The 13570-nt window shown below is 40.8% G+C and carries 17 protein-coding genes; all 17 read left to right on the top strand.

Annotated features, from left to right (window positions below; all coding sequences use genetic code 11):
- Positions 1-2: 2 nt before the first annotated feature.
- From PQ477_RS20120 to PQ477_RS20040, 17 genes are read left to right on the top strand one after another with little or no spacing between them, the layout of a single operon-like run.
- Positions 3-1535: a flagellar hook-length control protein FliK gene (locus PQ477_RS20120; RefSeq protein WP_274272762.1), complete on the top strand. Its 1533-nt coding sequence runs from the start codon at positions 3-5 to the stop codon at positions 1533-1535.
- Entirely contained in the window at positions 1522-1962 is a 441-nt protein-coding gene (gene flgD, locus PQ477_RS20115; protein ID WP_052008311.1) for a flagellar hook assembly protein FlgD, read from the top strand. The genes PQ477_RS20120 and flgD overlap by 14 nt, the downstream gene beginning before the upstream one ends.
- 2 nt (positions 1963-1964) lie before the next feature.
- Positions 1965-2741, top strand: coding sequence for a flagellar basal body rod protein FlgG (flgG, locus tag PQ477_RS20110; protein WP_124742214.1), 777 nt, complete (start codon positions 1965-1967; stop codon positions 2739-2741).
- A gap of 9 nt (positions 2742-2750) precedes the next feature.
- Entirely contained in the window at positions 2751-2969 is a 219-nt protein-coding gene (locus PQ477_RS20105) for a flagellar FlbD family protein (protein ID WP_060703997.1), read from the top strand.
- Complete coding sequence (gene fliL, locus PQ477_RS20100) at positions 2966-3394, top strand: flagellar basal body-associated protein FliL (protein WP_060703998.1); 429 nt, start codon at positions 2966-2968, stop codon at positions 3392-3394. The genes PQ477_RS20105 and fliL overlap by 4 nt, the downstream gene beginning before the upstream one ends.
- A 15-nt stretch (positions 3395-3409) precedes the next feature.
- Entirely contained in the window at positions 3410-4399 is a 990-nt protein-coding gene (gene fliM, locus PQ477_RS20095) for a flagellar motor switch protein FliM (protein ID WP_144559170.1), read from the top strand.
- On the top strand, positions 4392-5537 hold the full coding sequence (gene fliY, locus PQ477_RS20090) for a flagellar motor switch phosphatase FliY (RefSeq protein WP_144559169.1): 1146 nt from the start codon (positions 4392-4394) through the stop codon (positions 5535-5537). Before fliM ends, fliY begins: the two co-directional genes overlap by 8 nt.
- 24 nt (positions 5538-5561) lie before the next feature.
- Positions 5562-5924 carry a response regulator gene (locus PQ477_RS20085; RefSeq protein WP_035398530.1) on the top strand — a complete coding sequence of 121 codons (363 nt, stop codon included), beginning with the start codon at positions 5562-5564 and terminating at the stop codon, positions 5922-5924.
- A gap of 16 nt (positions 5925-5940) precedes the next feature.
- Positions 5941-6525, top strand: a complete 585-nt coding sequence (locus PQ477_RS20080) for a flagellar biosynthetic protein FliO (protein ID WP_274272761.1) — start codon at positions 5941-5943, stop codon at positions 6523-6525.
- Positions 6522-7202: a flagellar type III secretion system pore protein FliP gene (gene fliP / locus PQ477_RS20075; RefSeq protein ID WP_274272760.1), complete on the top strand. Its 681-nt coding sequence runs from the start codon at positions 6522-6524 to the stop codon at positions 7200-7202. The genes PQ477_RS20080 and fliP overlap by 4 nt, the downstream gene beginning before the upstream one ends.
- A 15-nt stretch (positions 7203-7217) precedes the next feature.
- The gene (gene fliQ / locus PQ477_RS20070; protein WP_038480712.1) at positions 7218-7487 is read left to right on the top strand and encodes a flagellar biosynthesis protein FliQ; all 270 of its coding nucleotides are present in this window, start codon (positions 7218-7220) and stop codon (positions 7485-7487) included.
- Complete coding sequence (fliR, locus tag PQ477_RS20065; RefSeq protein ID WP_274272759.1) at positions 7488-8267, top strand: flagellar biosynthetic protein FliR; 780 nt, start codon at positions 7488-7490, stop codon at positions 8265-8267. It begins immediately after the preceding gene.
- On the top strand, positions 8264-9352 hold the full coding sequence (flhB, locus tag PQ477_RS20060) for a flagellar biosynthesis protein FlhB (RefSeq protein WP_246117037.1): 1089 nt from the start codon (positions 8264-8266) through the stop codon (positions 9350-9352). The genes fliR and flhB overlap by 4 nt, the downstream gene beginning before the upstream one ends.
- 18 nt (positions 9353-9370) lie before the next feature.
- Positions 9371-11410: a flagellar biosynthesis protein FlhA gene (flhA, locus tag PQ477_RS20055; protein WP_274272758.1), complete on the top strand. Its 2040-nt coding sequence runs from the start codon at positions 9371-9373 to the stop codon at positions 11408-11410.
- On the top strand, positions 11407-12393 hold the full coding sequence (locus PQ477_RS20050) for a flagellar biosynthesis protein FlhF (protein ID WP_274272757.1): 987 nt from the start codon (positions 11407-11409) through the stop codon (positions 12391-12393). Before flhA ends, PQ477_RS20050 begins: the two co-directional genes overlap by 4 nt.
- Entirely contained in the window at positions 12377-12961 is a 585-nt protein-coding gene (locus PQ477_RS20045) for a hypothetical protein (RefSeq protein WP_274272756.1), read from the top strand. The genes PQ477_RS20050 and PQ477_RS20045 overlap by 17 nt, the downstream gene beginning before the upstream one ends.
- Entirely contained in the window at positions 12958-13569 is a 612-nt protein-coding gene (locus tag PQ477_RS20040) for a CheB methylesterase domain-containing protein (protein WP_274272755.1), read from the top strand. The genes PQ477_RS20045 and PQ477_RS20040 overlap by 4 nt, the downstream gene beginning before the upstream one ends.
- Position 13570: the final 1 nt, after the last annotated feature.

Here is a 13570-nt window from a genome sequence, read left to right as displayed (position 1 = left end):
AAATGACGCACCAAGCAAATACAGTAATGGAAGGTCGCTCAACCATTGTTGGCTCTACTCTTACGAAAAGAGGCTCTCCAAAGTCTATGGAAACGACTTTATTTTCAACTACAATGGATTTATTCAAGGAACAAGTTTCTTGGCAAATGGAAAGGAATCATAAGGAAGAGCAACTAGACGGTGAGCTGATAGTCGCACACGACAATCAATCGCAAACGCCATTACAGGGGAATCATGAAGTGGCAAGTATGCTTTATCTTACAGAATTAATGCCCCATTTAGAGCAAGACGTACCTATAAAAGAAGATAAGCTTGTAGATGAATCGCACATAGTAAATAAGCAAACTTTTTATTCAGCAGAAGTGAGCGAAACGTCCAATCAAATAGGGGAAACAAAGCAAGTCAAAGCATCCGATTTATCTGAAATTCCAATGCCACAGTCGACTCAAAAGCTTCATACTTCTTTGAGAATAGACGATGGGCAGTATAAAGACACGGAGACGCGGCCGGTCATGATTCAATCGGTAGAAGGAACAAGGACTTCTTATGACGGACAACGTAGTGAATCAGTGTTGCTAAATAAAGCGGATGCATCCATGCCGTTTATTGAAAGTGAAGCAACACCATTTGATGGAGCCGTCCCTCGATTGAATGGACGAGTAGTGAATGAGGAAAGGCCTCAAGTTTCTGCTGACATGATCGTACAGGAAGAAGAGTTGCCTTTAAAGCAAGAAAATATAAAGCAACAAGAGATAGAGCCGCAAGACATAGAGCAAGCTTCGTTAAAAAAAGGAACGACAGATGTTGTGAAAATGAGAACGTTAGACGAGAAGCTCTTGCATTCAAATGATGGTCAAGTGGAAGAGGCAAGTGCAGATGATCTCGACCTCCTCAATATGGAGAAGCATGGCTTAACAGAAGAGCATGCGCAAAAAGAGTTATCGCAATCGGGAACGACTCGTCAGCAACATACACATACGGTGACAATCTCTTCAGAACCGACCAAACAAGATGATCGTATGCACGCGGGGGAACGATACGTAGTTGACAAGCAGCCGGTAGGCAAGGTGGTAGCGGAGCCTGTAAAACCACAAGAGTCAAATGACTCGCTATTAACCCGCCAACTTCTGAGAATTATTCGTGCAGCTAAAACAACCTATACAGCTGAGCGACACCAGCAGGTGCTCGTTAAGCTTCACCCTGAGTCTCTTGGAAGAGTAACCATTCAATTTATGCAGCAAGGCCAAGGATTCGTAGTGAAAATTATCGCTGAGCGCCAGACGGCGAAAGAAGCATTAGATCGCTCTCTTAATCAACTTCGTCAGCTTAGTTCCTTACAGGATACAAAAGTCGAAGTGGTGAAGATGGAAGATGATTGGTCTGAGCAAGAAAAGCAGCAAGGGCGTCAAGAGGAAAATGACCAGATGAGAAAACAACGATTGCTAGAGGCGGCTCAAAAGAAAAAAACAACTGATTTTCAAGACTGGATGTCCACTATATTAAGTAGGGGAGTGAATGAGTATGACGCAAATTGATCCAAGTCTAATGCTTTCCTCACAAAAGCAACAAGCGAAGTCACAATCGAATCCTTTAGGTCAAGAAGCTTTTTTAAAACTATTAATCACTCAACTACAGCATCAAGACCCAACAAATCCTATGGAAGATCGAGAATATATTGCGCAATTGGCAACCTTTTCTCAGCTAGAGCAGTTAACTCAGCTAAATGCAACGATGCAATATATGTATTTAGATCAGAAAAGTCAGCAGCTTATGAGTTTAAGTGAATTAATCGGTAAACATGTGACCTGGAAAAATGAAGATAAGGAAGGCAGTGGAGAGGTAACCGCTGTAAAGTATGATAAAAACGGAGAACTAATCGTCGAAATTAATCGTGATGAATGGATTAAAGCAGGTCATTTATTACAAATTACACAGGCTACACAAACAGAAAAGGAGCGATAAGCATGATTCGATCAATGTATTCAGGCATTTCAGGCATGAAAGGGTTTCAAACAAAGTTAGATGTCATCGGAAATAATATCGCCAATGTTAATACGCACGGTTTTAAAAAAGGGCGCGTCATGTTCCAAGATCTAATGAGTCAACAAATGCAATCAGCTCTTGCCCCAGGTGCGAATCAAGGCGGTGTAAATCCGCAGCAAGTAGGTACAGGTTCGACTGTAGGAGCGATTGATACGGTTCATGGCGAGGGTCCTGCGCAATACACGGGTCGTAGCTTAGATTTAATGATGAACGGTGCTGGTTTTTTCGCAGTCCAATCAAATGGAGAAACATACTACACAAGGGCTGGAAACTTCTATATTGATTCAAACAATAACATTGTCAACAGTTCTGGAGCGTATTTACTCAATCAAGCTGGCGAACGAATTGAGGTACCAGAGGATGCAACAGAAGTGACGATTGATTCTGAAGGAACGATAAACTTTGTTGGCTCCGATGCGCCAGGGACAACGTTACAAGTTGCGACTTTTGCAAATCCTGATGGATTAACAAAGGTAGGCGGCAATTTATTTTCAGCAACGGCAGCTTCTGGAGCACCAAACATAACTGATACTAATGGAGCTGGAGAAGTTCAAAGTGGATTTTTAGAAATGTCCAATGTAGATTTAACCGATGAATTTACAGAAATGATCGTGGCACAACGAGGGTTTCAGGCTAATTCCCGAGTGATCACTACATCTGATGAAATATTACAAGAAATTGTTAACTTAAAGAGATAGGAGATAACTATGATTTCGGTTACGCGATTAAACGGGCGTTCCATGCTCTTAAATCTATTATTAATCGAGCAAATTGAAGCGCACCCTGATACGACGATTACACTCGTGAGCGGCAAGAAAATCGTTGTTGCTGATTCAATAGAAACGGTAGGTAAGAACATCAATCAAGCCATGAGAGAGATTGGGCTCGTTGGTTCCTATAAGCAGCAAAGAGTGGATGAAGAATGAGTAAACGTATTATAGGTGTTTTCCTCAGTATTGTTATGGGTGCTGCTCTTCTTGTAGGAGGGCTGTATCTTTTAGGGATAGGTCCATTTCATAATGACACAGAGCAAGCAAATGCTTCTATTGAGAACATTAATAAACGCTCATTTGACACAGAAGAAATTACGACCAATTTAAAAAGCGGTGAATTTATCCGTGCCCAGTTTCGTATTCAGCTTGATGATGCAACCACATTAACGGAACTTGAAGAGCGGGATTTTCAAGTCAAGCATGTGGTCCTGTTAGCATTAGCTGAAACATCAGCAGAAGATTTGTTAGGTGCAGAAGGCATCCAAGAGCTAGAAGAAGAAATGAAGGCGCAATTAAACCAACACCTCGATTCTGGGAGTGTGGAAGCGGTATATACTACGACTAAAGTTGTTCAGTAAAGAAGAGGTGAGCTTATGGCAGATGTATTGTCACAAGGGGAGATTGACGAACTTCTTTCAGCATTAACAACCGGTGAAAAGAGTGCAGAGGACTTATTAAAGGTTGAAGCGGAAAAAAAGGTGCGAACGTACGATTTTAAACGCGCCCTTCGTTTTTCTAAAGACCAGATGAGAAACTTGTCACGCATTCATGAAAACTACGCACGCATTTTAACAACTTATTTTTCTGCAAGGCTCCGTTCACTTGTTCAGATTCAAGTTGCGTCAGTGGAGCAAGTGCCATACGAAGAATATGTTCGTTCCATACCGTCGATGACGTTTTTAAATGTAGTTGAACCAAGACCGTTGAGTGGTCGATTTTTGCTTGAAACAAACCCCAATGTTGCTTATGCGATGTTTGATCGTGTGCTTGGTGGTAGAGGAACAAGCATTAACAAAATTGATAATTTAACGGATATTGAGAAGAACATCCTTTCCGGACTGTTTGATTCAATGGTTCGAAGTTTTGCAGAAGCGTGGTCATCTGTCGTTCAACTTGAACCGGTTTCAGAAGTAACAGAAGTTAACCCACACTTTTTGCAGATGGTTTCGCCGAATGAAACGGTTGTTGTCATTTCACTAGCGACGAGTATTGCAGAGACGTCTGGGTTAATGACAATCTGTTTACCACATGTTGTCTTAGAAGACGTATTACCTAAGTTGACTAATCATCATTGGTTCCAAGAGCAAAGACGTTCCATTTCGCCTGAAGAAGAAGAAATGATGAACCGACAGCTGAAAAAAACCACAATTGATGTCGCTGTAGAATTAGGAAGGTCTACTATTACAATTGAAGAGTTTTTAAAACTAAGCATCGATGATGTTATAACGCTAGACCAAGAACTATCATCACCTTTACATATGAATGTCGGTGGCGCATTAAAATTTAAGGGCCAACCAGGCTTACAACGAGACAGGATGGCTATTCAGGTGACAGATATTGTAGGAGGAACGGAAGATGAATGATAGACCTCTTTCTCAAGACGAAATTAACGCATTATTACAAGGGTTAAAAGAAGATGACTCATCTGCCCCCGAGAAAAATGACGAAGAGCATGAGCTTGAAACAGTGGAAATTACTGATATTCTCACACCGATGGAGCAAGACACCATTGGTGAAATAGGAAATATTTCTTTTGGGAGCTCAGCGACAGCACTATCCACTTTGTTAAATCAAAAAGTGGAAATAACAACGCCTACTGTTAAGTCAATTGATCAATCCACATTACATGATTTGTTCCCTCATCCTCATGTCGTTGTTCATGTTGATTATACAGAGGGCTTTGAAGGCTCTAATTTATTCGTTATTACGACCAAAGATGCTGCCATTATAGCAGACTTAATGTTAGGTGGTACTGGCGAGCAACCAGATGAAACGTTAACAGATATGCACTTAAGTGCTGTCCAAGAAGCGATGAATCAAATGATGGGGTCTGCTTCAACATCAATGTCAACATTATTTAATAGGAGAGTCGATATTTCCCCTCCTCGGGTGCAAATTGTCGACTTTAATTCACAAAAAAAACCGGAGTATGTGCCAGAAGGCGATCATCTTATCGGTATTTCATTTTCGTTGAAGTTAGGTGATTTAATTGACTCACAATTATTACAGATTATTAACGTGCCATTTGGAAAAAGTTATGCGCAAGCCTTGCTCGGAGAAACAAATGAAGTTGAAGCAACGCATGTAGAAAAAGAGGAACCGGTTGAAGAACCTACATTCTTTAAACAAGAAGAGGAACCGAATCGCGTTAAACAACCAACTCCAACTATGGCGAAAGAGCATCTTGTAGAAAAAGCGGTCTTTTCTAATTTTGAAAAACCAAACTTACCAGATAGCGAGATGAAAAATTTAGATATGCTCTTAGAAATACCTTTAGAAGTAAAGGTGGAACTAGGTAGAACGAAAAAAACGATACAAGAAATTTTAACGATTTCACAAGGATCTATTATTGAGCTGGATAAATTAGCTGGTGAACCTGTCGATGTTCGCGTAAACGATCGACTTATTGCTAAGGGAGAAGTAGTCGTAATTGATGAGAATTTCGGCGTTAGAATAACAGATATCGTTAGTAAAAAAGAACGAATTAATCACTTGAATTAGTTGAGAAAAAGGGAGAAAACAACGATGGCGAAACAAATTTTAATTGTAGATGATGCAGCTTTTATGAGAATGATGTTAAAAGATATTTTAGAAAAAAATGGGTATACCGTTGTGGCAGAAGCGAACGATGGAAACGAAGCACTTGAGAAATACAAAGAAACAGCTCCAGATTTAGTAACCATGGATATTACAATGCCTGACAAAGATGGGATAAGCGCACTAAAGGAAATTAAAGAGTATGATCCCAATGCTAATGTCATTATGTGCTCGGCAATGGGACAACAAGCAATGGTTATTGATGCAATCCAAGCAGGGGCAAAAGACTTTATTGTCAAACCTTTCCAAGCCGATCGGGTCATTGATGCCATTTCTAAAGCAATCGGTTAAGGGGTTACTTTTCGTAGTGGTCGTGCTTTGCTTTGCCCTTGTAGAGCACGAGCACGCCTTAGCGAAAGATTGCAGTGTACAAGAAGCAATGGAGTCAGAAGCATGTGCTTCTTCTGATGCCGAGGTAGAGGAAACGGCAGTAGCAACCGAATCTCCATGGGTTAGTGGATTAAAAATGATTGGTGCGCTGCTTGTTGTGATTTTTTTACTTGTAACGCTATTGAAGTTTATAAACAAACGCTCACGTTCTTTTCAAGAAGCAAAAGGACTGTCGTTGCTTTCTGGTGTCTCATTAGGTGGCAACCGATCGGTACAACTGGTGCGTGTTGGAGAAAAGCTACTTGTCATTGGTGTAAGTGATCAAGTTCAGTTATTGGATACGATAGACGATTCAGATGAAATGGAAGCCATCCTCAAAAAGCATCAACCTGAAGGGGAACAAGGTGGACTAACGCAAGTTTTACCTTGGTTAAAGACGGCAGATAACCAACGACAATCGTCTTCAACGTTTCAAGACATCTTGACTTCTCGTTTAAATCTAGAGAATCAAGGGTTGAAAAAGAAAGTAAGAATGCATGATGAAGGTCCGAAGTCTCTATGATGGATTTGTTTATTCTTTCGTTTTTAAATGTCGACTTAACAAATGAAGGCACCATTGCAACTACGCTACAAATTGTTTTACTCATAACCATCTTGTCGATTGCACCAGGGATATTAATTTTAATGACTTGCTTTACGAGGATTATTATCGTACTTTCTTTTGTCCGGCAAGGGTTAGCAACACAAACGACACCACCCAATCAAGTATTAATCGGACTTGCTCTTTTTATGACATTTTTTATTATGGCACCAGTGATCCAAGATGTGTATGAATCAGCTTATATTCCGCTAACAGAGGGTGAGCTTACAGGAGAAGAGGCACTCGATGCGGCGATTGTGCCAATAAAGCAATTTATGGCGCAACACACAAGAGAAAAGGATCTTGCTTTGTTTATGGGCTACGGCGGCTATGAGCAACCTGAGACTTTAGAAGATGTGCCGATTACAGCGCTTATCCCAGCGTTTGCAATAAGCGAATTAAAAACAGCCTTTCAAATTGGATTTCTAATATTTATTCCATTTCTTGTCATCGATATGATTGTCGCAAGTATTTTAATGTCAATGGGGATGATGATGTTACCGCCAGTTATGATCGCATTACCTTTTAAAATTTTGTTATTTGTTCTCGTTGATGGCTGGTATCTCGTTGTACAGAGTCTGCTCATTAGCTATCAATAGGAAGGAGCGTGTTGTATGAATCTTGAAACGGTAACGAACCTAGCTCAAAGCGGTGTATGGACGGTTTTGCTTGTCGCCGGACCACTTTTACTTATTGCGTTAGCTTTAGGTCTTTTCGTGAGTATCTTTCAAGCAACGACACAAATCCAAGAACAAACACTTGCTTTCATCCCGAAAATCGTTGGGGTTTTAGTTGGGTTGGTTATTCTTGGGCCATGGATGCTATCACAGCTAACGGAAATGACCTATAGCATCTATAGCAACTTATTTAGGTATATTGGCTAAATGGACGTATTTATTCAATTGTATCCGACGTTTTTACTTGTTTTCGTTCGGATTGCTTCTTTCTTTCTTGTGCTCCCGCTATACAACTATCGGACGATTCCACTACCTTTTAAAGTCGGTATTGCTAGTATCGTTGCGCTGCTTCTTGTTATGTCAGTTGATTTTCCGACAGTCTCAATAGATGCAACGTTCGCCATTTTACTTATAAAAGAAGCACTCGTGGGTCTTTTAACTGGATTAGTCGCGATGATGCTTTTGTATGCTGTGCAAATTGCTGGGGGATTAATTGATTTTCATATGGGCTTTATGCTTGCAAACGTTGTTGATCCACAAACTGGTGCGCAAAGTCCACTTACTGGTAGCTACTTATATGTATTCGCCCTACTATACTTACTAATTATTGACGGTCATCATTTATTGTTGGATGGTGCTGTGTATAGCTTTGAGTTTGTACCAATTGATCAATTGTTTCTCCCATTAGCACAAGGGGCAATAGTCGAGCAGGTCGCGATGTTAATGGGCTTTCTATTTGCCTTTGGCGTTTCGATGGCGTTTCCAGTAGTTGGTTCCTTATTTTTAGTTGATATTGCGCTAGGGATTGTCTCTAGAACGGTTCCACAAATGAATGTATTTGTTGTTGGTATGCCAATTAAACTAATGGCTGGTCTTATTATTCTCTTTATTTATATCGGCGTTTTCTTTATGAGTATGAACTATTTGTTTAAAGAAATGATTCTTGCCATGCGGGAGTTGTTAGAAGGGTTCGGTGGATCAGGGTGAACAGTAGACTTGTGATGGATTTACAATGGTTTGCTGATGAAAAAACCGAAAAAGCAACACCGAAAAAGCGGCAAGATTCTAGAAAAAAAGGACAAATTCCAAAGAGTCAGGATGTCAATACAGCGCTTATGCTCTTTGTAGCGTTTATTATCTTATGGCTGTTTGCGGGACCAGCTATTTTTAGTGGCTTACAAGGAATGATGCTCGATAGTCTTTCTCGCTTCCTTCATGTTGATGTGACTGAGCCAAACATTGCTAGCTTGTTTCAGAAGTTAACGTGGAATATGGCCATACTTGTGTTGCCTCTCATGGTTATTACGGTTCTTGCTGGTGCTTTTGGGAGCTTTCTACAAGTAGGATCGCTTTTTACAACAGATCCATTAAAGCTAAAGCTTGAAAAGCTTGACCCTATAAAAGGGGCAAAGCGAATCTTTTCTGCGAGAGCGTTAGTAGAGCTAGCGAAATCGATTTTAAAAATAGTTTTTGTTGGGGCAGCAGTGGTTATTGTCTTGTATATCAACATTGAGGATGTTTTACTGTTGTCGCAAAAAAATATAGAAGTGAGTGCTGTTACTGTAGGAGAACTAGCGCTAATGATGGGGATTGTCGCTGCTATTCTTTTGCTCATCTTAGCCATACCCGATTACCTTTATCAACGGTACGATCATGAAAAGCAAATACGAATGTCGAAAAAAGACATTCGTGATGAGCACAAGACAAGTGAAGGTGATCCAAAAATTCGGGCAAGACGAAAGCAGAAGCAATTGGAAATGTCGATGGCACGATTGGCACAAGATGTTCCAAAAGCAGACGTCATTATTACGAACCCGACTCATTTTGCAGTTGCTCTTAAATACGATCAAGAGAAAGCGGATGCTCCTTATGTTCTTGCTAAAGGAATGGATTATGCTGCAGAAAGAATAAAAAAAATTGCCCGTGAACATCACGTACCAATGGTTGAAAATGTATGGCTTGCACGGACGATGTATGCCAACTTACAAGTGAATGACCAAGTCAACGAAGAGATGTTTGAAGCGGTAGCTGAAGTTTTGGCCTATGTGTACCAACTAAATGGCAATACATAAAGATGAAGGAGGGGAACAATGAAAGCGAAAGATTTAAGTGTACTTGCTGGTGTGATTCTTATCATTGTGATGCTCATCATACCACTCCCTCCATTTTTGTTAGACGTGTTAATTATTTTTAATATCTCTTTATCGCTACTCATTTTACTTGTGGCACTGAATACAAAAAATGCGCTTCAATTTTCTGTGTTTCCAACAATGCTTCTTCTTGTGACATTGTTTCGTTTAGGGTTAAGTGTTTCAACAACCCGTTCCATTTTAGGGGAAGCACATGCTGGAAACGTGATTGATACGTTTGGAAGCTTCGTTATTGGTGGGAATGCGGTTGTAGGGTTTGTTGTGTTCTTGATTCTCATTATTATTCAGTTCCTTGTTATTACAAAAGGGGCTGAACGAGTGTCAGAAGTCGGTGCCCGATTTACCCTTGATGCAATGCCAGGAAAGCAAATGAGTATTGATGCCGATTTGAATGCCGGGTTAATTTCCGATCGTGAAGCAAAAGCCCGCCGTGAAAAAATTGAAAATGAAGCAGATTTTTATGGCTCAATGGACGGAGCGAGTAAATTTGTAAAGGGCGATGCTATTGCTAGCATTATAATCGTCATTATTAATATGGTTTTTGGTCTTGTTATTGGCATGATGCAAATGGGAATGGATCTATCTACTGCTGCGAGCACGTATACATTACTTACTGTTGGAGACGGTCTTGTTACACAAATCCCGGCATTACTCATTTCTACTGCAACAGGTGTTATTGTCACAAAAGCTGCTTCTGAGGGGAGCTTAGGAAATGACTTAACAAAGCAACTTTTTGCTTACCCAAAACTATTGTACGTTACCGCTTCGACGATTTTCCTTTTAGGAGTTACAACGCCTATTACAAAAGTCGTGACGTTTTCTGTTGCTGGACTGCTTGCATTTGCTGGTTACCGTTTATCAAAAACTCGAGCAGTTGAAGAGGAAATGGAACATCAGCTACAAGAAGAAACAGCAGATGTACCAGAGCCAACAGGACCTGAATCTGTTTTGTCGTTAATGAAAATGGATCCAATCGAATTCGAATTTGGCTATGGCTTAATTCCACTTGCGGATGCGACTCAAGGAGGCGATTTGCTTGATCGAGTCGTTATGATTCGTAAACAAATGGCACTTGAACTTGGAACAATGATTCCCGTTATTCGCATTCGAGACAACCTATCGTTGGAGCCTAACGCGTATACAATAAAAATTAAAGGTGATGTGGTGGCAAAGGGAGAGGTCCTTCTTGATCATTATATGGCGATGAGTACAGGTATTGATGACGAGCGTATTACAGGCATTCCAACGGTCGAGCCTGCTTTTGGTTTAGAAGCCATGTGGGTAACAGAAGATGTAAAAGAAGAAGCGGAACTGTCAGGCTATACGGTTGTTGATCCGCCAACGGTTATCTCGACTCATTTAACCGAGTTGTTAAAAACCTATGCGCACGAACTTCTAGGAAGAGAAGAAACCAAAGCCTTGATAGACCATGTGAAAGAAACGTACCCAACCCTAGTTGAAGAGGTAACCCCAACACCTTTATCTATTGGAGATGTACAGAAAGTATTGAAGAATCTTTTAAGAGAACAATTATCCATTCGTAATTTACCAATGATTTTCGAGACCCTTGCGGATTACGGTTCACGAACAAAAGATATGGACGTGGTGACCGAGTATGTTCGTCAAGCGCTTTCTCGGCAGATTTCGGAGCAGTTAACAGACGAGCAGAATAAACTAGCCGTTATTACACTGGCTAGTGAAGTTGAGAAGCGTATTGCTGATGCAGTTGGACAAAATGAAAACGGGCATTTTTTAGCGTTAGCACCGGCTGACTCGCAAACGATTCTGCAGCAAACCGCATCAGAAACAACGAAACTAGCAGAAATGGGACAACAGGCAGTCATTTTATGCTCACCAGCTGTTCGAATGTATATGCGACATTTAATTGAACGTTATCTTCCTCAAGTACCCGTCATTTCATACAACGAACTAGATGCTAATGTTGAAGTACAAAGCGTAGGGGTGGTGAGATTGCAGTGATCATAAAAAAAATCAAAGCACCTACGTACGAGCAAGCCTATGAGCTGATGCGCCAGAGCATTGGTTCAAAAGCCGTTATTTTGCACTCTCGCTATGTAAAGGAAGGTGGTTGGCTCGGTTTTTTCAAAAAAGAAGTTTGTCAACTAACGATTGGCATTGAAGAACAGAAGCAACGAACCCACCTCCATGAAAGTACCATTGTAAAAGAAGTGCAGAGCGTCAAACCATATATTGATCGTTTAGAAGTTACGCCAACCGTAAAAAAAGGATTAGCCCTCACAGCAAAAATGATAGAAGATCGCGGTGTCATAGGAGTAGAAACAATTTATAACCAAATGCTACAGGCTGTTTTAAAACCGCAAACGGCGGTAATCGGAGAAAAGCGAATATGTTGTGTATTGGGACCAACTGGTGTAGGAAAGACAACGACCGTCGCGAAGCTCGCTGCTCACGCTCGTTATGATCAAGGAAAATCAATCGCTTTTATTACGTTAGACACGTTCCGAATTGCGGCCGTCGAGCAACTAAAGAAGTATAGCGAGATTTTAGACTGTCCGTGCCATGTTGCATACGATGCTTCTGAATTAACATCCCTTTGCAATAACGTAACCGCTGATAGGATCTTTATTGATACACCAGGAGATAATTACTTGCAGTCAAAGCTCGCTGATCCACTTGTTCAATTTCTAACAACAAGGAGCGACGTAGAATGCCATGTCGCGTTAAGTTTAACGATGAAATCAAGCGATCTTGAGCAACTGTTAAAGCCGTTTTCAAGTGTCACAATCGATAGTTTCATCTTAACGAAAAAAGATGAAACACGAACGATGTCGTTACTAACAGAACTACTTTACAAACGAAAAGAGCCAATTTCCTGTGTAACAACAGGACAACATGTACCAAATGATTTGTGTTATCCGACTGCCGAGCAGTTAATCGGATGGCTACGCTTGGAGGGGGAACACAATGGATCAAGCGTATGATCTACGACAACGATCAGTTGAGCATGCACTAAAAAAAAGAAAGTCCTTACATCTTTATATACAGCATAAAGAAGAAGCGTTTATTATTGAGCAATTGATTCAATCATTGAGTGATTATGGGTATGAATCGTTTTGCGTCGCCACACCAGAGGCGAAGGCACGGTTCAGACCGAAATTTCAAGATCAGCTATTGCATCCAGATGTTCTACAACAATCTTCGTCTTTGCGAATTGACGTATGTCTTTTCATCCAGGTAGAAGGAGAAGAGGTGCTTCGTTCAGCCGATATTCCGGCTATTTTGTTTTTATCAGCAAATGAAGAGCGTCTCCTCGATGCTTATCAATTATTGAAAAATCATACACCTCCCCGCGCCTATATCATCGGAGCTGAAGTGGATTCGAACGAACGAAATCAACAAGCGCGATTAAATTTACGCAAAACGGCAAGTCGTTTTCTGGAGATTGATGTAGTGGATCTCGGATTAGTAAATCAAGCAAGCGCCGGTTTTACGGATGCGGTCTATGAGGCAATTGGGTTATTAATAAAAGATTGGTTAATGGCAAAATGATGATTGAACGAGATCAAGTGGATCATCGGAATGGCCCCTCTGTGATTGTTGCCATCGGCAGCTCAACTGGTGGCCCAAATGCTTTGCAAAAGCTGTTTGAACAGCTGCCAAATCAATTGCCGTATCCGATTGTTATTGCCCAACATATGCCAGGGCATTTTACCGCTTTACTAGCTAAGCGTTTAAATGAACAGTTTTCATTTCAAATAAAGGAAGCGCAACATGATGAACCTGTACAAACTGGTGTTGTTTATATAGCGCCTGGAGGATGGCAAACTACGCTTATTCAGAGAGGAAATCGTGCTTTTTTCCAGATAACAGAACCGAATCAGAATGATTTGTATCATCCATCAATTAATACATTGTTTGCTTCGACTACATTTTTCAACAAAAAAATCTTGATTATTTTAACCGGCATGGGTAGAGATGGTTCGGCTTCCTTACAACCAGTAAAACAATCAGGTGGCTGCACCATTTTAGCAGAAGCAGAAGAAAGTGCCATTATTTCGGGTATGCCTCATGCAGCAGTCAGGACCGGGCAAGTAGACTGGGAATTGACTCATATTGATATTGGAAAATGGTTACACGAAAGGGGAGCCTCACTGTGAC

Origin of the sequence: Shouchella hunanensis (assembly GCF_028735875.1) — a bacterium.
Taxonomy (GTDB): domain Bacteria; phylum Bacillota; class Bacilli; order Bacillales; family Bacillaceae_D; genus Shouchella; species Shouchella hunanensis.
This window is presented reverse-complemented; position numbering and strand designations above follow the sequence as displayed.